This window comes from Paenarthrobacter sp. 10N417 (assembly GCF_056394745.1).
This window is the reverse complement of sequence record NZ_JBFTIL010000001.1, coordinates 254,875-273,899: the sequence shown is the minus strand read 5'-3', so window position 1 is coordinate 273,899 and position 19,025 is coordinate 254,875. Positions and strand designations below refer to the sequence as shown.

Annotated in this window: 18 protein-coding genes; 2 read left to right on the top strand and 16 right to left on the bottom strand. The window is 60.3% G+C overall.

Annotation, left to right across the window (positions count from 1 at the left end; all coding sequences use genetic code 11):
• Nucleotides 1–87: 87 nt before the first annotated feature.
• From AC1DCM_RS01155 to AC1DCM_RS01120, 8 genes are all read right to left on the bottom strand, one after another.
• Nucleotides 88–876: an SDR family NAD(P)-dependent oxidoreductase gene (locus tag AC1DCM_RS01155; RefSeq protein ID WP_442016840.1), complete on the bottom strand. Its 789-nt coding sequence runs from the start codon at nucleotides 874–876 to the stop codon at nucleotides 88–90.
• 36 nt (nucleotides 877–912) lie between these two features.
• Nucleotides 913–2,385, bottom strand: coding sequence for an APC family permease (locus tag AC1DCM_RS01150; RefSeq protein WP_442016841.1), 1,473 nt, complete (start codon nucleotides 2,383–2,385; stop codon nucleotides 913–915).
• A 121-nt stretch (nucleotides 2,386–2,506) separates the two neighbouring features.
• A complete protein-coding gene (locus AC1DCM_RS01145; protein WP_477516978.1) occupies nucleotides 2,507–2,938 on the bottom strand; it encodes a DMT family transporter in 432 nt (143 codons plus the stop codon).
• Nucleotides 2,928–3,680 carry an SDR family NAD(P)-dependent oxidoreductase gene (locus AC1DCM_RS01140; protein WP_442016843.1) on the bottom strand — a complete coding sequence of 251 codons (753 nt, stop codon included), beginning with the start codon at nucleotides 3,678–3,680 and terminating at the stop codon, nucleotides 2,928–2,930. Before AC1DCM_RS01140 ends, AC1DCM_RS01145 begins: the two co-directional genes overlap by 11 nt.
• A gap of 43 nt (nucleotides 3,681–3,723) precedes the next feature.
• Nucleotides 3,724–4,041: a DMT family transporter gene (locus AC1DCM_RS01135; RefSeq protein WP_442016844.1), complete on the bottom strand. Its 318-nt coding sequence runs from the start codon at nucleotides 4,039–4,041 to the stop codon at nucleotides 3,724–3,726.
• Between the two features lie 117 nt (nucleotides 4,042–4,158).
• On the bottom strand, nucleotides 4,159–5,019 hold the full coding sequence (locus AC1DCM_RS01130; protein WP_442016845.1) for an acetoacetate decarboxylase family protein: 861 nt from the start codon (nucleotides 5,017–5,019) through the stop codon (nucleotides 4,159–4,161).
• Between the two features lie 765 nt (nucleotides 5,020–5,784).
• The gene (locus tag AC1DCM_RS01125) at nucleotides 5,785–7,212 is read right to left on the bottom strand and encodes an APC family permease (protein ID WP_442016846.1); all 1,428 of its coding nucleotides are present in this window, start codon (nucleotides 7,210–7,212) and stop codon (nucleotides 5,785–5,787) included.
• Between the two features lie 80 nt (nucleotides 7,213–7,292).
• Entirely contained in the window at nucleotides 7,293–8,150 is an 858-nt protein-coding gene (locus tag AC1DCM_RS01120; RefSeq protein WP_442016847.1) for an acetoacetate decarboxylase family protein, read from the bottom strand.
• Nucleotides 8,151–8,194: 44 nt separating this feature from the next.
• Between AC1DCM_RS01120 and AC1DCM_RS01115 the strand changes: the two genes are divergently transcribed.
• Nucleotides 8,195–10,003, top strand: a complete 1,809-nt coding sequence (locus AC1DCM_RS01115; protein ID WP_477516977.1) for a helix-turn-helix domain-containing protein — start codon at nucleotides 8,195–8,197, stop codon at nucleotides 10,001–10,003.
• A complete protein-coding gene (locus AC1DCM_RS01110) occupies nucleotides 9,993–10,628 on the top strand; it encodes a TetR/AcrR family transcriptional regulator (RefSeq protein WP_477516976.1) in 636 nt (211 codons plus the stop codon). The genes AC1DCM_RS01115 and AC1DCM_RS01110 overlap by 11 nt, the downstream gene beginning before the upstream one ends.
• A gap of 228 nt (nucleotides 10,629–10,856) precedes the next feature.
• On the opposite strand, the gene AC1DCM_RS01105 is transcribed toward AC1DCM_RS01110, so the two are convergent.
• The 8 genes from AC1DCM_RS01105 to AC1DCM_RS01070 are packed head-to-tail and all read right to left on the bottom strand — an operon-like array spanning nucleotide 10,857 to nucleotide 18,993.
• The gene (locus tag AC1DCM_RS01105; protein WP_442016849.1) at nucleotides 10,857–12,209 is read right to left on the bottom strand and encodes an aspartate aminotransferase family protein; all 1,353 of its coding nucleotides are present in this window, start codon (nucleotides 12,207–12,209) and stop codon (nucleotides 10,857–10,859) included.
• A gap of 48 nt (nucleotides 12,210–12,257) precedes the next feature.
• Complete coding sequence (locus AC1DCM_RS01100) at nucleotides 12,258–12,476, bottom strand: hypothetical protein (RefSeq protein WP_442016850.1); 219 nt, start codon at nucleotides 12,474–12,476, stop codon at nucleotides 12,258–12,260.
• 34 nt (nucleotides 12,477–12,510) lie between these two features.
• Nucleotides 12,511–13,317, bottom strand: coding sequence for an SDR family NAD(P)-dependent oxidoreductase (locus AC1DCM_RS01095; protein ID WP_442016851.1), 807 nt, complete (start codon nucleotides 13,315–13,317; stop codon nucleotides 12,511–12,513).
• Nucleotides 13,314–14,612, bottom strand: coding sequence for an aspartate aminotransferase family protein (locus tag AC1DCM_RS01090; RefSeq protein ID WP_442016852.1), 1,299 nt, complete (start codon nucleotides 14,610–14,612; stop codon nucleotides 13,314–13,316). Before AC1DCM_RS01090 ends, AC1DCM_RS01095 begins: the two co-directional genes overlap by 4 nt.
• A 47-nt stretch (nucleotides 14,613–14,659) precedes the next feature.
• On the bottom strand, nucleotides 14,660–16,120 hold the full coding sequence (locus AC1DCM_RS01085; protein WP_442016853.1) for an APC family permease: 1,461 nt from the start codon (nucleotides 16,118–16,120) through the stop codon (nucleotides 14,660–14,662).
• 37 nt (nucleotides 16,121–16,157) lie between these two features.
• Nucleotides 16,158–17,003 carry a 5'/3'-nucleotidase SurE gene (gene surE / locus AC1DCM_RS01080; RefSeq protein ID WP_442016854.1) on the bottom strand — a complete coding sequence of 282 codons (846 nt, stop codon included), beginning with the start codon at nucleotides 17,001–17,003 and terminating at the stop codon, nucleotides 16,158–16,160.
• Nucleotides 17,000–18,166, bottom strand: a complete 1,167-nt coding sequence (locus AC1DCM_RS01075; RefSeq protein ID WP_442016855.1) for an NAD(P)/FAD-dependent oxidoreductase — start codon at nucleotides 18,164–18,166, stop codon at nucleotides 17,000–17,002. Before AC1DCM_RS01075 ends, surE begins: the two co-directional genes overlap by 4 nt.
• On the bottom strand, nucleotides 18,163–18,993 hold the full coding sequence (locus AC1DCM_RS01070) for an SDR family NAD(P)-dependent oxidoreductase (RefSeq protein WP_442016856.1): 831 nt from the start codon (nucleotides 18,991–18,993) through the stop codon (nucleotides 18,163–18,165). The genes AC1DCM_RS01075 and AC1DCM_RS01070 overlap by 4 nt, the downstream gene beginning before the upstream one ends.
• Nucleotides 18,994–19,025 lie beyond the last annotated feature (32 nt).

Sequence of the window (19,025 nt, the reverse complement as noted above, 5' to 3'; positions counted from 1 at the left end):
TTTAGTCGGAAACGTCCTTAAACACCAACGGCTCCGTTATGCAGCTGGTGAAAGCGTTGCTGCACAACAGAGCCGTTCCCTGTGAAGTCAGGAGGCGACGTGGGTCTGCTGGAACGGCTCACCCACGAAGTAGCCGGCGGTGGCCCCGCCATCGATCGCGTAGACATTGCCGTTGGCATACGTGGATTCCACAAAGTGCCGAACAGTCTCCGCGATCTCCTCAGGCTTGGCGAAGCGTCCAAGCGGCACCGAGCTCTTGTAAAATTGCACCTCATCCTCGGAGCTTTGGGCGAACAGACGTCGTGCCATGGGCGTCTCCACGAATCCCGGGCAAATCACGTTGCTCCGGACACCTGCCGGTCCAAAATCCAAGGCCAGGCATCGAATCAGACCAACCACACCATGCTTGGCGGCGACGTACGCTGAGTAGCCCTGCGCGCCGTTGGTACCGGCGTCGGAAGCGATGGCTGTGAAAGTTCCATTGCTGGCGATGAGGGATTTCATGGTGGTCTTGGCCGTAACGAAAGAACCGGTGAGGTTGACCGCCAAGGAACGGTTCCATTCCTCCAATGTCAGGTCCAGGACGCTGCCTTGTACTTCGATCCCGGCGCAGGCAATGGCTGCACTAATGGGTCCCAGGAACGCTTCGCCGTCGCGTACGACGCCTTGCATCGAGTTCAAATCCGTGACGTCGGCGACGAACGCAGCCGGGCTTCCTCCGGCTTCTGAGATGAGATTCGCGGACTTCTCCAACTGATTCTGATCGCGGTCCACGAGGATGACCGTGTGGGTCCGGGACAGGTTCAGCGCCGTTGCCCTGCCGATGCCACCCGCTGCTCCGGTCACAAGAGCGACAGGCTTGTTGGTGGAAGTCATGATGTTCGGTTCCTTTATCGATGGGTTTGAGGGCGTTTAGAGGTCCTGGCGGCCGATACGTGCATAGGTTTCAGGCTTTGTGCGCTTGAAGATCAGGGCAAGGATGATCCCAAGGACGATGCATCCGTAGAACAACGCCATCAGGAATGTGGCTAGGGCTTCGTCGCCGCCGATCATGATGGCGATGTTCTGAGTGGCCAACACGCCGGCGACGATCAATCCCAGGGTTGCCAGGACGGGAGCCATCTGCGACTTCCAGCGGTTGACTTTCAGTTCCGGGCGTTTGTGGAAGTAGACCACCACGGCTGCGCTGGTGAGTATCAGCAAGAGGATCAGGGCGTATCCGCCGACGCCTACAAGGACGGCATATAGGGTGGCTCCGTCTGCTCCGGCGGCGACAACGACTGCGAGGAAGATCAAAGCGATTACGCTGGTCGACAGTGAGGCCACGTGCGGTGAGTCGTGTTTGCCATGTACGCGGCTCAGTGCGGCCGGGAACACACGGTCGACGCTCAGGGAGTAGAGGTAGCGTGCGCTGATGTTGTGTGTTGCGAGGTTGGCCGCGAAGATGCTGGAGCACAGGAGCACGATCATGACGTCCATGACGATTTTGCCCAGAAGCTGGGAGACGACCGTCAGAACGGTTCCGGTTGGGTCGGTCGCGGAGGCTTCGACAACGGTTCCCGTGCCGATGGCCGTGATCTGTGCCCAAGCGGTCAGGGCGTAGATGGCGCCCATGGACAGGATCGCGATGTAGGTGGCCCGCGGGACGGTTTTTTCGGGTTCGCGTGCTTCTTCTCGGAAGACTGCGGTCGCCTCGAATCCGGCGTAGCAGACGATGCCGAACAGCAGGGCCAGGCCGATGTTGCCGGAGACGATGTTTGCCGGTTCGAAGGGTTTGGCGCTGATGCCTTCAGGGCCCCCGTTGATGAAGGCTGCGATGTCGAAGGCGACCATCAGGATCACTTCGCAGATCATTGAGATAGTGAGGATTTTGGCCGAGAGGCTGATCTTGAAGTAGCCCAAAGTCCCGGCAGCTGTCATCAGCACCAATGTGTAGACCCACCACGGTACCTCGGGCCCTCCCAGAACGTCCGTGACGAGGGCCTCCAGGGAAATGCCCCCAAAGGCGTAACCGCCCACCAAGATGAAGAAATACGAAACAACGGCCAAGAAGGATGACCCTAGTCCCAGTGGCTTTCCGAGGCCGGCAGTGATGTAGGCGTAGAAGGCTCCCGGGTTCGGAAGGTGCCGGCCCATGGTGGTGAATCCGACAGCGAACAGCAGAATCAACGCTCCTGCGGCCAGGTAGGCGGTTGGAGCCCCTAGCTGGTTGCCGGAGCCGATGATGACTGGAATGAACCCGACGAACACCGACAGGGGCGCGTTGAACGCCAGGACGGTGAAGACGATGTCGAAGGTGCTGAGTTTGCCGGTGAGTCGGCGGCCGGAGGCTGGTGCCCCTGGTTCTGAATCGGGGACGGCCGTTAGATCGTTAACGGTGCTCATGACTGGCTCCAATTTGACTAAGGATATGAGCGCGGGATTGCGCGGGTGGAGGGAGTGCAACGAGGTCCTGCTGAGTCCCCAGAATCAAGCAGGTGAAGTTGCGTAGAAGGGACAAGGTTCTTCAGTGGGCCTGTTCCGGGGCCGGATGGGCTCCGGGTGGCGGCTGCTGCTGACGGTTGGCGAAGTTGATAAGAACAACTCCGCCTATCACGGCGGCGATGGCGGCGGCTTTCCCCCAGGAAACCACTTCGTTGTGCAGGAGGACTCCGGCGGCTGCCACGGCGACGGTGCCGATGCCCGACCATGTGGCGTAGGCAATGCTCAGAGCGACAGACCTGAGGGCATGTGTTAAGAGGTAGAACGAGAGTGCATAGAGTGTGAGCGCCGTCGTAGTTTGTACGGGGAGCTGAAATCCTTCAGAGTAATCAAGAAGTATTGTGCCGGTAATCTCGGCGCCAATTGCCCCGGAAAGGAACAGCCAGCCCCTCATCGGCATTTTCCTGGCCGGGATTCCAGTGCGCTCGTGGGGAAGGGTTTGCTCGTCAGAGTGCAAGGTATCCTCCATCCACTACTAGGTCCGTGCCGGTGACGAAGGATGATTCGCCGGAGGCCAGGAACAGGACTGCGTTGGAGATTTCCGCCGGGTCAGCCATCCGCTTCATGGGCGTGGCTGCGACGTAGGAGTCAGCGTCGACCTCCGCTTCGTTCATCGGTGTACGCACCATTCCCGGGCACACGGTGTTTACCCGGATATTGTCAGGTGCGAGCTTTACTGCGGCGCTGCGGGTCATAAGCCGCAACGCACCCTTCGTCGCGTTATACGCGAAATACTCCCCATCGCCGATGTAACCGAGGATGGAGGAAATGTTGATGATGGAACCACCCCCAGCGCGGCGCATCGAGGGGACAACCGCGCGCATGCCCAAGTAGGAACCTGTTTGGTTCACAGCAACGGTCTTGCTCCAGGCTGCCGGGTCTTCGACTTCGAAGCCTCCCGGTGCGCCAGTGATACCGGCGTTGTTGACCAGAACATTGACTTCGCCTTCGGAACCATTGATATCCGTGAGCACGTCTGCCCATGATGCTTCGTCAGTGACATCCAGGTGGACGTATCGGATGGACAGGCCCCGCCCACTTGCGGCTTCTGCAAATTCATCACCGATGCCGTCAAGGATGTCACCGATGACAATCCGTGCTCCATGCTGAGCGAGAACCTCTGCGTGACTTGCACCCATGCCGCGGGCGCCGCCGGTAATCAGGACCGTCATACCTTCGAGCCGTTTGTTGGTGTGCATGATGTTCGTCCTTACAGGGATGTTGCCATCGATTGAATGTGGGTCAATGGGATTGAAGGTTCAGTGCCACGATGCCTGACACGACCAAAACCATCCCTAGGCCATGCTTCCAACTAGCCTGCTCGCCGCGGAAAATGATCCCCACAGCCGCGATGGCTGCTGTTCCCAGGCCGGCCCAGAGTGCGTATGCGATCCCCATGTCAGTGAACCGGAGTATCTGGGCAAGCAGCGCAAAAGCGATCGTGTACAGACAGGCAACGACGAGTGTGGGTTTCAATCGTCGGAATTCTTTGGTTTTCGGCAGCAAGGTTGTTGCCGCAACCTCTGCTGCTATAGCGAGTATGAGAAGCGGCCACATCATTGCGGGTTCCTTCCAATGATCGGATGGAGCGGGATGCCGGTTTCGGGCCCGGCAGCCCCCCAGAGATCCAGGCTCCATCTCGGAGAAGTCAATTTGAAGCCTGGATTCTCGGCGGCTTTAGGCGTTGAGTTTTGCTGTCTGACGGTCAGGATCAGGGTTCAACTGGTCCAGGCCCTTGAAGCGGTGGGCGATTGGCATCCAGGTCGGATCATCAAAGCCGCGACCCCACATGTACCCGGCGTAGACGTTATCGGGATCCTCGAGTTCGATCTGCTGCCCGAGGGGCCAGTAACCGGCGAACTGGGCGTCAATGGCTTTGTCGACGGAGACAATGGGGATGGTGTCCGTAGGGTCCCACTTGGAGTGACCCCACTCGAGAGTGGCGGTGCCTTCGCGGTAGGAGGTGTACTCGTACTTGATGTCCCAAATGTTCAACAGCGGCGGGTACTGGAGGCCACGCCCGTTGGAGTGGGGGAACATCTTGATGTCGAACCCGTTGCTGTCAACAACGTGTGGTCCTTGGTCAGGGCCGGTGATGTCGGCGTTGATTTCCATGACCTGGATACCACGTCGGTCACCCGTCGCGCGGACGTTTGCACCATCCCGCCAGATCCGTCCGTTGCCGTTTTTCTTGACTTCACCCCAGAGCTCGCGTCCGATCGCCACGGGAAGTTCGGGCGAAATGATCTCGGTCAACATCCAGTAACCCTCGATGTCACCGTACTTGCAAAGGATGGAAACGATGGCTCCGTCGAAAGTTCCGCAGTAGGCGCTTTCGTACTGGGTGACGTTCGCGTATGCGTCACAAGTCCCGGCTTCTTCGTCGCCCAGGGGCTCAAAGATGGGAGGAAGGACAGACTTGGCGTAGTCCCACGTCGTCTTGAAATAGACGCCGATTTCGTCGCAAGTGAACCTGGACGGCGCAACGAAGTCCTCGATCCTCTGAACTTCTTCTTTGGTCTTCACATATCCCGGCATGAGATGCCCTTTCTTAGCTGGTGTAGCGCCCTTGGTCTAGGGCTGCAAGGGTGCTAACACCAACAAAACCACCACTCGCTGCGCCACCCAATAGTACGAAGCAATGAAATTGTGAGGGTCATCATACTCATGCAAAAATTTGTGATGGTTATCACCGTAACGGGTAGGTCCTCGTTTTGACCGTTCTGATCACTTTCGTACGTGTTGGGCAGCGGTCCGACAGCACTGACAACTCAGGGTGTGCAATAGCGCGTAACGGTGATTCACTACAGGAGACGCCGTCTCTTACCTGCGAGCAGGCGAACGTTTCATGGTCTGAGCGAACAGCGCGGGCGACAGGGAGGGGGCCGGTAGTAGAGAATGTGCGGATTACACGTGTTGAGGAACTGGCGTTCTCCATGGCCGCCGTGGCATGACATTTGGTAAGCACGAGCCCATGGGACTTGGTTCTCGACTTCCAGGTATCCGGCCGCGGGACCGCCGTCGACGACCTGATCGGTCGGTTCTGCACGAAGCATTTGGGTAGGGCGAGTAAGGCCTCAATGGACGTTTCCTCGTCTTGATCAAACTGATTGGGATGTTGCCCCGTTCGCCCTGCAAGCCGACAGGGACCGAGGACACCATGGTGTCCTCGGTCCCTGTCCTAATCACGGGCCCTTGCGTAACAAACCTGGTTCGCTGTCCCACCAGCCACAGAATGGGCTCGATTTGCTGTGGCGTTCGGTTTTCTAGCGCTGTCGCACCCGCACAGGTGGTTGACGGTTGCTACAGGAGATCAGATAGTTCGTCTTCTGCCGCGGGCCGTCGCTTGTGGGCCACCACGAAGGCCAGAAAGGCTACGGCCGTCAAGGCCAGGGCGATCCAAGGCAGGGCCCCGAAGATGCCTTCCCCTGCGCTTGTGAGGGCGTAGTACAGCAAGTAGGCACAGGCGGCTCCGCCGATCACAAACACAGCGATGAGAACCGGGTTGGATCGATCTTCACGGACGACCAACACAACGGCAGCCACAGCCCCTACGACATACGGGAGCAGGTAGCAGTAGGAGAACAGTGTATATAGATACACGGAGGATTCCAGCGGCGGTGCAGCGGAGACGAACTGCAGGGCAATGGGCAGTCCGGCCGCTATAAACGTCATGAAGAACACCGCAGCGGAAGGGGAGCGGTGACGCTTGTGGATATGTGACAGGCGGTGAGGCAGGAGACCTGCCGAGGCTGCAGTTGCCACGATGCGCGAGCCGTAGTTGAAAGTTGCGATGAGGCCGGCAAACGTCGCTGCAGCCAGAAGAAGATCCAGCGGAGCTGCCAGGTATTCAACCCCACCGAGGTGGGCCAGGACGGCGGCCGGTGACTCGCCGGCGGCCAGTTGGTCGAGGCCGGCGCCCAAGGACGGGATCTGAAACCACAAGATGAGAATGTATGCTGAACCCGTGATACCGAGGAGCCATACGACCAGGCGTGGAACATTACGCTTGGGATCTTTGGTTTCGCCTGCCATGGCGCTGAGACCCTCGAAGCCGACGAAGTAGGCCATCGCGATCAACGTGCCTTGAAGGATTGTGTCCCATGACATCGTGTCGCTGGAGAAATTGAACTGAGGAGCCAAGGAATAGCCTTCGGTTGCTCCCGCTGCGGCCACGGTGACCCAGATGACGAAGGGGATGCCGATGAACGACAGCACCGCCGAGACTTTTACGGATGCGTCCACGCCCCGATAAGCGATCGCACCTGCAGCGACTGCTATGACAACAGCCGACAGTGCCTGCCCGGCGGGTGTCGCGGCCCAGTCTATTCCCATTTCCACCAAGAAGCTGGAACTGAAGATCACGACCCCTGTCACTACCGCCGCGACTGCGATCAGGATGCCCAGAATATACCCGGCGCCGACCAGAGCGCGGGCGTACGGCCCAAGCACCGAGGCAACATACGACATCAAGCCGCCTGTTGCGACAAGACGCCGGGAAAAGGTCGTCACCATCGCCCCGATCGTGCAGGCACCGATGAGCGCAATCAGCATGGACACCCATGAGGCGTCTCCGGCGTAAACGATCATGTAGCCCCCGGCCAAGGCAACACCCGGGCCGATCTGTTGGGCGGACAATCCAAGCACGGTCACCGAGAAAAGTGACGTCTGACCGTGACGAAGTGTTGATTCATTTGTTTGCTGGGAACTAACAGCATTGTCTTGTGTCATGAGAGTCTCCATTGACTATCTTGAAAGCCCTGCCACCAATGGCTTGGCCTAAAGCATCCCGGTTGCCGCTGACCCATGGTTCAGGCCGAGGCCAATTCGGATCGAGCATCCCGGGATGCATCGATGTTGGGACGGCGGCTGTCGTCGCTGCGCAGGTCCGGCCAGTCGTCATAAAGACGACCGAGGATGTACGGAGCGTAGTCATTGCCGTCCTCGTTGAGGTTGATCACGTCGACGATGTCCCACGTCATTCGGCCCCCAGTCATGCCCCCGGTCGTGAATTCTCCCAGGGGGACAGTCCCGACGCCTGGATCCCAGGGCGAACCTTGGAGAACGACATGGGGGTTACGGAGTGGCCGGTAGCGGTTGACGGTCGAACCCAGCTTGAAGACGACTAGCTCGCGGTTTTGGAGATTGAATCCGTCTGCGCCGAAGTGTCCGCGGAGTTCGAAGTAGAACTCTTCCTGGAAGGGCTGGCTGCCCTCCTCCATGCCCATTTCGGCTTCGAACTCGATGATCCGGTGGTTCTTGCGTTCGACTACTGCAAAAAGCGTCTCACCATCGTCGAAAGAGTCGATGGTACCCAGCTTCTTGGGCATGCCCCAAAGTTCCCGCCCTGTTTCCAGATTCACTTCCTCCGTCTCCAGCACGGTGAGGTAGTAGATACCTTCGACTTCGCCAAAGTTGGCGTTGATGTGGATCATGGCGCACCGGTCCCTGCCGGTTCTGTTCGTGCGCCCATCCGCCACTTCCATGAACGACATGAACGAGACCGTGATCTCAGGGGAATTTGTCGGTTCAAGGCAGGGTGGCAGGACGGCGTGGGCGAACTCCGGCGTCGTGGAAAACGTCAGGTAGGAGTATGTGTTCCGGGTCGCGAGTCCGTCGTAGTACCCGAAATACCGTTGGATTTGTTCCGGGGTCCAAACGTAGCTCATGGTGTGGTTCCTGTTCGTAGATCAAGGCCGCATCGGTCCAGGTAATGCAGCGGATTGCATTCGACGCCTCCACCCCTACGGGAGCGGCCCACATGCCGTGGATCTGCCCGACCGGGAGGCGGGGGTGCTTCAGCCAGCTTAGATTTGCCGGAAGACCCATGAATATCGTTGATCTGTTCATACTTGTGGCACACATCCCACCCATATGTACAATCGTTCATAACGATGCAGATGCAGGAGCGAAGATGCTGACCATTCGAGAACTCATTGATTGCCCCTCGATAGGGATTTGGCTTGAAGCTGGGCGTGCGGGCGAGGGGCGGGCTATTAAAGCGGCAAATGTTTGCTCTGAACCGGAACCCTGGCGCTGGCTTGCCGCTGGCGAACTCCTTATGTTGCCCAGCACGGCTCTGCCGGTCGACAGCCATCGGCAGCAGCTTCTGGTCCAGCTTCTTGACCGTCAGGGGATGGCAGGGCTCATAGTATCGGACACAAAGGGGCGGCTCGTATTTGGAACGGCGATGCGAGAGACCGCCAACAGGCTCGGCTTCCCGTTGCTTCAGGTCAAATGGGCGACGCCCTTCGCCGCCGTAGCCGCCCACGTAGCCGAGCACGCCTGGGACGACTTGCTCAAAGTCATTGAGGTGTACAGGGCTTGCAACGGGGCCGACAGCCAAAAAGTCCGGGTGTTTTTGAGCGACGACGTATCGGCGATCGTGGGGGTGCGGATCGAACTCGTCGACCACCTCACGGGCATGTCTCTGCTGACCCGGTCACCCGCCGGTCAGGACATATGCCAGACGCGGAGAAAGTATGGGCCTTCCACAGGCGGCAAGACCGTAACACTCAATGGCCTCGATTACTTTGTGTGCCCTGTGGGCGGACACAACGTTTCCCTATGGGTCTCAACGGCACAGACGCTCTTAGGTGGGCAGGCGCTGGAGCAACTCTGCTCCTTCTTTTCTGCCGAGCTGCAGCGCAGTCGTCTCCAGGATGAACACGACGCCGATGCGCTGCGGGAGAACATGATGGAGTACTTCAGCGGCCACATCGATAGCGAAACCATGATGTCGTCATTGGCCCGGCGTGGCCTGGGTCTTGCACCATGGAGAATGATCGACTGCCGCGCTGAGGACTGTGCCACGCTTCGAAGCAGACTCGGGCAGCAGAGCATTCCTCATCTGGCACTCAAATACGACGGGGGAGCGTCGGTCCTTGTCGGAGGCGAAAAATTCGACGAGCGTTGGCTGGCATGTTCTGGCGACCACCAGTTTTTCGATAGTGAACCCTTTTGGGCGCTGGACTCGTTGATTGACGCGGCACAGTCCGCCGCATGGCGAAGGCAGCTGGACTCCGAGAGCAATAAAGAAAGAGTCCATGCGGCTCGCAGACTGGTTCCGGTTAGCCTGCAGCAAGCGAAAGAATTGGTTGAATCGGTCCTAGGCCCACTACTCCAGTACGACGTGGGCCACCGCAGTGACTTGGTGCGGTCAACGGAAGTTTTTTTGGAAGCCAACCGTTCATGGGAGTCGGCTAGCACTGAACTACGGGTTCACCGCCAGACACTGCGATACAGACTAGGCCGAGTCACCGAACTCACGGGCCTCCGACTGGACTGCATGGACGACGTCGTCGACCTGCATGTTTCGCTGAAAGTGCTCCGGATGATGGATTCCCTACCACAATTGGTTACAGCGAGAATTGTTAGCCCTGGTAAACAGTCTTCGGTGCGCGGTGCCGCCCGCCGCAGCCGGACCGGACGACGCCTGGAAACTGATGCGAGAACGGGCCGTACCGACTCAAACAAGCCAGTGACCGCCGCAGGTGCAGGAGATCAACTCGATGGGAAATGACTCGGGTCAACTGAGCTCCGCCAAGCCACCCCGCACTCCGCCTGTGGAAGCAAACACAAACCCAGCAAAAGCCGTGCGCCGTCCCAGAAGGCATGATCCGGACCGGAGGAAACGCCTGACCCAAGCCGCGGCTGAAGTGCTTGAGCGTGATGGGATCTTGGCCCTCAACCACAGAGCCGTTGCTGCCTACGCCGACGTGCCTCTGGGATCCATTACCTACCATTTTGATGATCTGGATGGCCTGCTGGCCGCCGCGTTGGAGTGGATCAGCGAAGGCGAACTGCGTGTCCTTGAGCAGTGGCGCCTTTCATGGGACCTGCGCGAAGACCTCGAAAACGCGCTGGTGGACCTTGTGCTTCTCTACACCAACGACAGGCGGGATGTGAGCATCCTTGAATATGAAGTGCATGTTCTGGCCTACCGGCGACCGGCCTTGCGCCCCTTAAATCAAAGGTGGGAGATCGCGTTTGCGGGGATACTGAGGCCTCACCTTTCTGAGGACGACATCAGACTGGTGATTGCGATGTTCGACGGAATCATGCTGTACGGCCTGGGCCTGGACGAACCGTTGGATGAAGGCTGGGCCAGAGCGTCACTGCGAAAAGTGCTACCTTTGTCTTCCTAAATCACGGAAAAATACCAGTTTGGCCGTTCCGGTTGCGGTGGAAGGCGTGCCTGCCCACATTGCGTCTGGTGAAAATGTGAGTTTGTTGCGGCTCTGCCCGTGGCGGAATGTTGTTTGCCGGGGGCTGTCGGTTATTAAGGTAGTCCTCCCCCGGACGGGTCCCGGGCCGCAAATATCCTTGCTTCTCCCGATATAAGTGTGAACGCCACATCCCGGCAACACTCGAACTCATGCCCCACGCTGGACACTGTCCAAGGCCTTGCCAAATACGGACACGATCTCCTGGATGTCGGCCGTCGTGTGTGCTCTGCTCAGGAAGATGAGGCCCTTGCGGGTCATGTAAATGCCGCGGCCGATCATGGCTTCACAGATTTCGGTGACGAAGTCCCGGTCAGAGGCGTAGGCTCCTTCGACTGATCGGGGATCCTCGATCAGCCCGCATAGGATTTGGACGAGTGATCCGATTTGGTTCACTCTGATGGAAATGGACCGTGACTGTCCTTCTTGTTCGAGCCCTTGGCGCAACTGTGAGCCGATGCGGTCGAGATAGGCGTAGAAGCTGGGTCCTTCTTCAGCGATCTCGGCCAGTGTTGCTCTTGCGGCGGCGACGGAGGCCGGTGTGCCGCTGTAGGTTCCTGCCGCTGGCACGGTTCCGTCTTCGAGGCATGCCATCGCTTCCTGCGTCCCAGCAACCATACTGATGGGGAAGCCGTTGCCCATGGCTTTGGCGTAGGTGCCCAGATCCGGGGAAACGCCAACGATGCCCGCGGCCCCAGACGGGGACACCCGGAAGCCGGTGACAATCTCGTCATAGATCACCAGCGCCCCGTGGTCATGGCAGATGTCCTTCAAGCCCTGGAGGTAGCCGGGGGCGGGTTCGAAGGTTCCGAAACCGGTGAGGAAGGGCTCCATGATGACCGCAGCTGTCCGGTCTCCGATCTCATCCATGAGGCGGGCGAAGCCGTCCAGGTCGTTCCAGGTCGTGACCAGTATGCCTTCGGGGATAGCCGAGCCGTCCACTGCGGGCTGGATTGCCAGGCTTCCGGGAGCTCCCCCAGCGCCGTCCTGCGTGGACGGGCCCTGGACGTCGTAGCCAGGGATGTTGACGTAGACCGGGTCAATCCACCCATGGTAGTGCCCGTGGAATTTCACTATGAGGTTTCGGCCGGTGGTTGTCCGGGCCACCCTGATGGCTAGCTGGACGGCTTCGGTGCCGGTGGTCATGAAGGTGACCTTGTCGGCGTATCCGAGTTGCTTAAGGACTGCCTCCGCCAGCGCAGTTTCCCCCGGGGTTGATCCGCCGAACTGGATGCCGTTGTCAAGGGAGCGGGCGGCGGCACGGTTTATTTCAGGGTGGGCATGTCCCAGGAGCACGGGACCGTGCGCCATGACGCAGTCAATGTATCGGTTACCGTCAACGTCCCAAAGGTAGGCTCCCTCGCCCCGTTCGAAGACCACCTGGTGGTCCCTACGCCGGACGAGAGAGACCAGCCCGCCGGGGATCACTGCCTTGGCGCGGTTGTGTTCATCGGTGGAGGTACTGATGTCCAGTTCTTTGTTCTTGAGCGACGTCTTTGTCATGGCTGAACCATTCCTTTCGGGCTACCGTGTATGTCGGTCCGTGGTTAGTTAGGGCTGTGCGTGTGTTGGCTGCGGGTCAAGCACTGCGCCGTCTACGGAATGGATGGCCCGGTGGTGGTCCCCGTGCGGCAGTATCGAAAGGACAGTGGAGTCTTCGGTCTTGGCGTCAATGGTCGCTGGGTATTTCGGTCGTCCATGTTCTTCTACGCCTACGAGCTGGTTGGTCTCGAGGCTGCTCGAGTCCTGTTCTTTGCGGTGGGTGTACATCGAGGAGAGGTTCCTTATTGAGGCGAGGGGGCGGTTAGTTCTGGGGCGACGTGGAGGATTGGAAGTAGCCGGCGGTGGACCCGCCGTCCACCGCGTACGTCATGCCGTTGGCGTAGGTGGATTCGGTGAGGTGCCGGGCAATTCCTGCGATTTCGATGGCCTGCGCGAAGCGTCCGAGCGGCACGGTGTTCCGGTAATAGTCTTCGGTGCCTTCAGGGGACTCTTTGAAGATGTGCTTCATCATTGCTGTTTCGACGAAGCCGGGGCAGATAGCGTTTGACCGCACTCCGTCGGGTCCGAAGTCCAGTGCCATGGACTTTATGAGCCCGACAACTCCGTGCTTTGAGGCGACGTAGGCAGCAAGGTCCTGGGCGCCGGTGGTTCCTGCATCGGAGGCGATGGCGATGAAGGAACCTTTGGATTTCTTGAGGGACTGGATGGTGGTGCGGGCGGTGACGAAGGCGCCGGTGAGGTTGACCGCGAGGACCCGCTGCCAGTCCTGAAGTGTAGTGGTTTCAACAGTGCCGCTGGGGGCAATGCCGGCGCAGGCGATGACGGCGTGCAGTGAACCGAAGGCCTGCTCCGCTTCCGCGACGATGGTGATCAGGGCTTGTTCATCGGTGACGTCCGCGCCGCGGGTGAGCGTTTGAGCACCTCGGAGGTCGGCCTCAGTTGCCAGGTCCGCGAGCCGGGCTTCGTCCCGGTCGATGGCCACGATGTTGTGAGTCGTTGCGAATTCCAGTGCGACGGCGAGGCCGATACCTCCGCTTGCTCCCGTGATGAGCGCGGTGGGCCTGGGGCTGGCGGTTCGGTCCGAGGGGTGCTCTGCGGGGTTAGTCATTGAGTGGTGTCCTGAAGGTCGATGGCTTTGAAGGCCTGCAGCGTTGCTTCTACGTCTGCAGCGGTGTGGGCGACGGAGAGGAACAATCTGCCGTGCGGCAGGAGGAACAGACCGTGAGCAGACAGGGAACGTGTCCACCGGTCCCAGGTACTCCAGTCGGTGCTGTCGAACCTGTCCGCTGTGGTCGGGCTCGTGTCGGCGAATAGAAGCTGCACGATTGGGCCGAGATGGTGGACGTTGACGTTTATCCCTTCACCCGCGAAGATCTCCTGCAGACCTGTGGCCAGGGACTTGGCTGTCGCGCGGAGATTATCGTATGTACCTGGTTCGGCGAGGGTATCCACAGTCGCGATCGTCGCGGCGGTCGCGGCGGCGTTGCCGTTGTAGGTTCCCGCGTGGACCACGCCTTTGGTGACGAGATCGATCACGTCTGCCCGGCCGGCGATGGCGCTGATCGGGAAGCCGTTGCCCATGGCTTTGGCATAAATGGCGAGGTCGGGCACGACTCCATAGACTTCCACCGCGCCGCCGAGGCCGACGCGGAAGCCTGAGATGACTTCATCGAAGATCAGAAGCGCACCGGCCTGGTTGCATTCCTCCCGCAGGGCGTGAAGGAAGTCAACGGTGGGTGCAATGACGCCGCTGTTGGACATGATCGGGTCGATGATGACGGCTGCGATGTCTTGTCCGTGTCGGGAGAAAACGTCCGAGAGGGTTGCGGGGTCATTGAATTCGACGACGAGGACGTCATCAAGGCTGCGCGGGTTTTGCCCGAGGCTGTTGGCGACGGGGCGGTGGCCGCCTGGGTGGCCGTGGTAGCTCAGGAGCATGGTGTCGTGCCAGCCATGATAAGCGCCGGCGCATTTGACGATGAGATTTTTTCCCGTGGCTGCGCGTGCCAGGCGCAGTGCCCCCTGGACTGCTTCGGTGCCGGTGTTGTTGAACAGTATGCGTTCGAACGCGGGAAGGCAGTCCAGGAGACGTTCGGCTGCGCGGCGCTCCCCAGCGTGGATGGCTCCGAAGACCTGGCCCTTGTGGAGTTGATGCTGAACGGCCTCAGTCACTGCTGGGTGGTTGTGGCCAAGTATCGCCGGGCCCCAACCCAGCACGTAGTCGATGTAGTCGTTTCCGTCGACGTCGGTCAGGTGGCTCCCCGAGCCATGATCGAAGGAGAGGGGCTGGGGCTGCAGAGCCCGCCTGAGCCCGGATGCCACGCCACCGCCGATAAAGCAGGCGGCTCTGTCCAGTTCCTCGGCAGAGCCGTGAATAGTGTGGGCGGTGCTGCTGGTGGTCATGCGGGATTTTCCTTTAGGAGAGGTGGCGGGCTTTCTGCAACCCTCAGTTACAGTTCCTGGCGCCCGATGCGAAGGTAAACAGCATTGTTCTTCTTGCGCAGGACGAGCGCGTAGACGATCCCTACGACGACGGAGCCGTAGAAGAGAGCCATGAGAGCGGCTGCGAGGGTTTCGTCGCCACCGATGAGGACCGCGACATTTTGTGTCGCTAGAACGAGCGCAACGACCAGTCCGAGGGCGGCAACTGCCGGGGCGACCGTGTGCTTCCATATCGAGACAGGTTCGGCTGATGGGATCCTGAAGTATCGGACGACGGCGACGCTGGTCATCAGGAGCAGGAGGATCAGGGCGTAGCCTCCGATCCCGATGAGCACCGCGTAGATGGTGAGGCCGTCAACATTGGCCAGGACGAGTGCCATCAGGAAGAGCACGGCAATCACCGAGGTCACGATGGAGGCGCGGTGGGGTGAGCCGTGTTTGTGGTGTACCTCGCTCAACGCGGCCGGGAAGATCCGGTCCATGCTGAGGGAGTACACGTATCTTCCGGTGACGTTGTGCGTGGCGAGGTTGGCGGCGAAAATGCTGGTTACCAGCAGGACGTTCACGATGTCGGCCACGGTCTTGCTCAGGAATGCAGTGACCGAGGCCAGAACGGTTCCTGTGGGGTCGGTCGCTGCCTGGTCCACGATCTGGCCTGCCCCGACTCCAGTAATCTGCGCCCAAGCTGAAAGGGCGTAGAGGCCCGCCATCATGGCAACGGCGATGTAGGTGGCCCGGGGGATGGTCCGCGCGGGGTTCCGGGCTTCTTCCCGGAAGACCGCCGTCGCCTCGAATCCCGAGAAGCAAACGATGCCGAACAGCAAGGCGAGACCGACGTTGCCGGAGAGGATGTTGCTGGCTATAAACGGTTCGGCGGAGACGCCTTCGGCTCCTCCGGTGGCGAAGACGACAGCGTTATAGGCGATGATGACGATCAGTTCGGCGATCATGAAGTAAGTCAGGATTTTGGCTGACAGGGTGATGCGGAAGTAGCCGAAGGTTCCGGCCAGTGCCATGAGCACCAGGACCCAGACCCACCAGCTGATGTCGGGCCCGTTGAAGACGTCCCTGACCAGGGTTTCGAGGGCTATGCCACCGAAGGCATAGCCGCCGACAAGGATGAAGAAGTAGGAGATTACGGCTAGGAAAGCCGCACCCAGACCGGTCGGGCGGCCGAGGCCGGCTGTGATGTAGGCGTAGAAAGCGCCGGGGTTTGGAAGCCGTCGGCCCATGGCGGTGAAACCGACGGTGAAGAGCAGGATCAGGGCGCCGGCAACGGCATAGGCCATTGGTGCGCCGAGCCCGTTGCCGGCGCCGATGATAACGGGGATGAAACCGATAAAAACGGACAGCGGGGCGTTGAAGGCCAGAACGGTGAAGACGATGTCTGCGGTGTTCAGTGTCCCGGTCAGCTTGTGAGAGCCTTGGGGTTTTTTCAGATCGGTCGCTGCCGGGAATATCTCAGTCATAGCTGTATCCCTTGAACATGTTGGGGAGGGGTAGGGGTTATTGCTTGAGGCTGGCAGGTTGGGGGGTGGGGGCGCTGCCTGTTGCGACAAACTGTTCCAGCCAGTCCTGCAGTTCGCGGACGGCATGGGGTTCTGACCAGTGGACGGACAGCGGGGTGAGGCTGACACGTCCCTGGGCCAGGGCCGCGAAATCGGTGCCTTCTTCTTCGATGAAGGGGGCACTTCCTTCGTGGTTGACGCCAAAAGTGAAGTAACCACGGAGTGAGCCGTAGGTCTCGACCTGGAGTTCATTGCGCTTCCATGCACGTTTTCCGAGTCGGGTCAGCAGGGGGGCTGCGTCACCGCTGGGTTGGCCGGGAACGTTGACGTTGATCACGGTTCGGGTAGGCATTCCGGCCTTGAGGACTGCCTCGGCCAGCCAGATAGTGAAGTCGACGCCGAAGTCCCAGTCGTAGCCGTCAAGGTCGACGAGACGAAACAGCCCGTCTCGGGACTGCTGGGAAGCTGCGATCGCGGGCAAGCCGAAGAGCGAACCTTCGATGGCTGCACCGACGGTGCTGGAGTAAGTCGAGTCATCGCCGAGGTTTCCGCCCTCGTTGATTCCTGAGAGGACGAGTTCGACGTCACGTGCGAGGTCGGACATCAAAGCCACCCGGACGCAGTCGGTCGGGGTACCGTCGCAGGCGTACACGGGGTTCGTTTCGTCGCCGTCGACCTGGGTGAACAGGACCGGGGGCCGAAAAGTGGCGCTGCGGGAGGTCCCGCTGCGGGGAACGGCCGGGGCCATGGTGATGACGCGGTGCCCTGCCTTGATGAGTCCGTTCCGGAGGGAATGCAGTCCGGGGGACTCTACTCCGTCGTCGTTGACCAGAAGAATGCTCATTTGGTGGTTCCTTTCAGGCTCTTGCGGCCCGGCAGCCATCGTGTGGCGCCGGGAACGGTTGTGGGCTGGCCGGTGACGGCCCATTCGGCTGCGCTGTAGCCGGCGATTGCACCGGAGGTCACGCCTACGCCGCCCAGACCGGTGCAGGTGATCACGGAGTTGTCGCCCGGTTCGGGACCGATGATGAATTCCTCGTCGGCGGTGCAGGGGTAGAGGCCGGTCCAGCCTGCGTGGGCGGTCATGCCGGGAACATGGAAGCGTTCGGTGATGGCCTCCTGGACAGCGGCCACGTAGCTCGGTTCCACTTCGCCACGGAAGTTGTTCGGGTCGGCGATGGGGTGGCCTTCGACGACCTTATAGGTGTGGAAGCCGGCCAGTAGGGTGGTTTCGTCGAACTGGCGGAAGTACAGGGCTTCCTCGTCGGAACCGGGCATGTACAGATTGACCATTGGCACGGTGTAGCTCAACGGCTTTTCCAGCGTTACCTTGACGATGTCGTGGACCTGGGGAAGGACCGGGACGGGATGTCCGAGCATGTCGCCGACAATGCCGGCCCATGCTCCTGCAGCGTTGATGACTACGTCAGCGACCACATGGCCGTCGGATGTGCTGAGCAGGTGTGTGCCATCGTCCTGCCGAACGTGTCCGAGGATTTCTGCCTTCTTGTAGACGGCGCCTAGTTCCACGGCTTCGGTCACGAGCGCCTGGCACATGATTTCACCGTTGACGGTGCCGTCCCTGGGACCGAAAAGACCGCCGGCCAGGTCGGTGGTGTCCAGATCGGGGACAAGCTGCTGAAGTTCCTCGCGATTGATCAGCAGGGCATCTTCGGGACCGAGGCCAAGTTCCCGCTGAACCTGGTTGACAGCTTCGAGGCGCTCGAGGTCAGCATCGCTCCAAGCCACACGGACGTTGCCGATTCGTTTGAGCGGAAGCCCGTGCTCGGCTTCGAGACGGAAGAACAGTTCGCGGGCCCGCATCCGCAGTTCGATGTGCAGGGGATCGACCGTCTGGACGTTGTAGATGGCCGCGGAGCGCCCGGACGAGCCGCTGGCCGGGGCATCACGTTCGATGAGGGTAACGGAGGCGCCGAGTTCCACTGCCCGGCGGGCTGCTCCGGAGCCGGCTGTTCCGGCACCGATGACGGCAATTCTGATAGTCACGGAGTAGATCCTTCTTCGCTGGGTGTTCCTGTCTCGAGGGACTCGAGAATGTAGAGGTTGGCCCTGGTTCCGGCGTCCACGAGAATGTCTTCTCCGGTGATGCCGGAGGCCAGGTCGCTCAGGAGGAACAGGACGGTGTTGGCGACTTCGTCGCTTGTGTTCATTCGGCCCAAGGGTGTGCGCTTGAAGTTGGTGCGCATGCTGTGCAGCATTTCCGGGGTCACCGACTCTGCCGCCATGTCCGTCAACGTCCAGCCAGGACTCACCGAGACCACCCGGATGCCAAGGGGCCCGAGCTCGACTGCTGCGGCCCTGGTGAGTCCGAGGAGGCCTGTCTTGGCTGCGACGTAGCTCGCGTAGGGCCCGTCGGCTCCATGGGCGTCGACGGAAGCGATGTTCACGATGGCGCTGCCCGGGCCCATGGCGCGCGCTGCGTGCTGCATACAGGTGAACGGTGCGGTGAGGTTGATTTCCAGGACACGCCGCCAGCTCTCCGCGGGGGTATCGAGAAAGGCGTATTCCTCCGCGATGCCAGCGTTGTTGACCAAGCCGTCGAGTCGTCCATGATGGTCAAGGATCCCAGCAAAGGCGTCCCGGACCTGTGCGTCATCTGCGACGTCAGCAACATGGATGCTGATCCTCGAGCCTTTGCCAAGTGGCGTACCTGCTCCGGCTGAGAGTCTTCCGGCCGCTTCTTCAAGTGTCGCTTTGGTGCGTCCGATCAGCGCTACTGCCGCTCCGTGTGCAAGGACGGTCCGGGCCATCTCAAGGCCAAGGCCCCGCGACCCTCCAGTGATGGCAATCGTTTTACCCGTAAGGTCCGTCATATCTTCTTACCAACCCTGCAGCCCGCAACGGG

What these genes read in the sequence shown, in the direction of transcription:
- AC1DCM_RS01085 (WP_442016853.1), bottom strand. Translation starts at nt 16,120, where the DNA reads ATGACTGAGATATTCCCGGCAGCGACCGATCTGAAAAAACCCCAAGGC.
- AC1DCM_RS01155 (WP_442016840.1), bottom strand. Translation starts at nt 876, where the DNA reads ATGACTTCCACCAACAAGCCTGTCGCTCTTGTGACCGGAGCAGCGGGT.
- AC1DCM_RS01105 (WP_442016849.1), bottom strand. Translation starts at nt 12,209, where the DNA reads ATGACAAAGACGTCGCTCAAGAACAAAGAACTGGACATCAGTACCTCC.
- AC1DCM_RS01140 (WP_442016843.1), bottom strand. Translation starts at nt 3,680, where the DNA reads ATGCACACCAACAAACGGCTCGAAGGTATGACGGTCCTGATTACCGGC.
- AC1DCM_RS01135 (WP_442016844.1), bottom strand. Translation starts at nt 4,041, where the DNA reads ATGATGTGGCCGCTTCTCATACTCGCTATAGCAGCAGAGGTTGCGGCA.
- AC1DCM_RS01100 (WP_442016850.1), bottom strand. Translation starts at nt 12,476, where the DNA reads ATGTACACCCACCGCAAAGAACAGGACTCGAGCAGCCTCGAGACCAAC.
- AC1DCM_RS01120 (WP_442016847.1), bottom strand. Translation starts at nt 8,150, where the DNA reads ATGAGCTACGTTTGGACCCCGGAACAAATCCAACGGTATTTCGGGTAC.
- AC1DCM_RS01125 (WP_442016846.1), bottom strand. Translation starts at nt 7,212, where the DNA reads ATGACACAAGACAATGCTGTTAGTTCCCAGCAAACAAATGAATCAACA.
- surE (WP_442016854.1), bottom strand. Translation starts at nt 17,003, where the DNA reads ATGAGCATTCTTCTGGTCAACGACGACGGAGTAGAGTCCCCCGGACTG.
- AC1DCM_RS01110 (WP_477516976.1), top strand. Translation starts at nt 9,993, where the DNA reads ATGGGAAATGACTCGGGTCAACTGAGCTCCGCCAAGCCACCCCGCACT.
- AC1DCM_RS01115 (WP_477516977.1), top strand. Translation starts at nt 8,195, where the DNA reads ATGCAGCGGATTGCATTCGACGCCTCCACCCCTACGGGAGCGGCCCAC.
- AC1DCM_RS01095 (WP_442016851.1), bottom strand. Translation starts at nt 13,317, where the DNA reads ATGACTAACCCCGCAGAGCACCCCTCGGACCGAACCGCCAGCCCCAGG.
- AC1DCM_RS01090 (WP_442016852.1), bottom strand. Translation starts at nt 14,612, where the DNA reads ATGACCACCAGCAGCACCGCCCACACTATTCACGGCTCTGCCGAGGAA.
- AC1DCM_RS01130 (WP_442016845.1), bottom strand. Translation starts at nt 5,019, where the DNA reads ATGCCGGGATATGTGAAGACCAAAGAAGAAGTTCAGAGGATCGAGGAC.
- AC1DCM_RS01070 (WP_442016856.1), bottom strand. Translation starts at nt 18,993, where the DNA reads ATGACGGACCTTACGGGTAAAACGATTGCCATCACTGGAGGGTCGCGG.
- AC1DCM_RS01150 (WP_442016841.1), bottom strand. Translation starts at nt 2,385, where the DNA reads ATGAGCACCGTTAACGATCTAACGGCCGTCCCCGATTCAGAACCAGGG.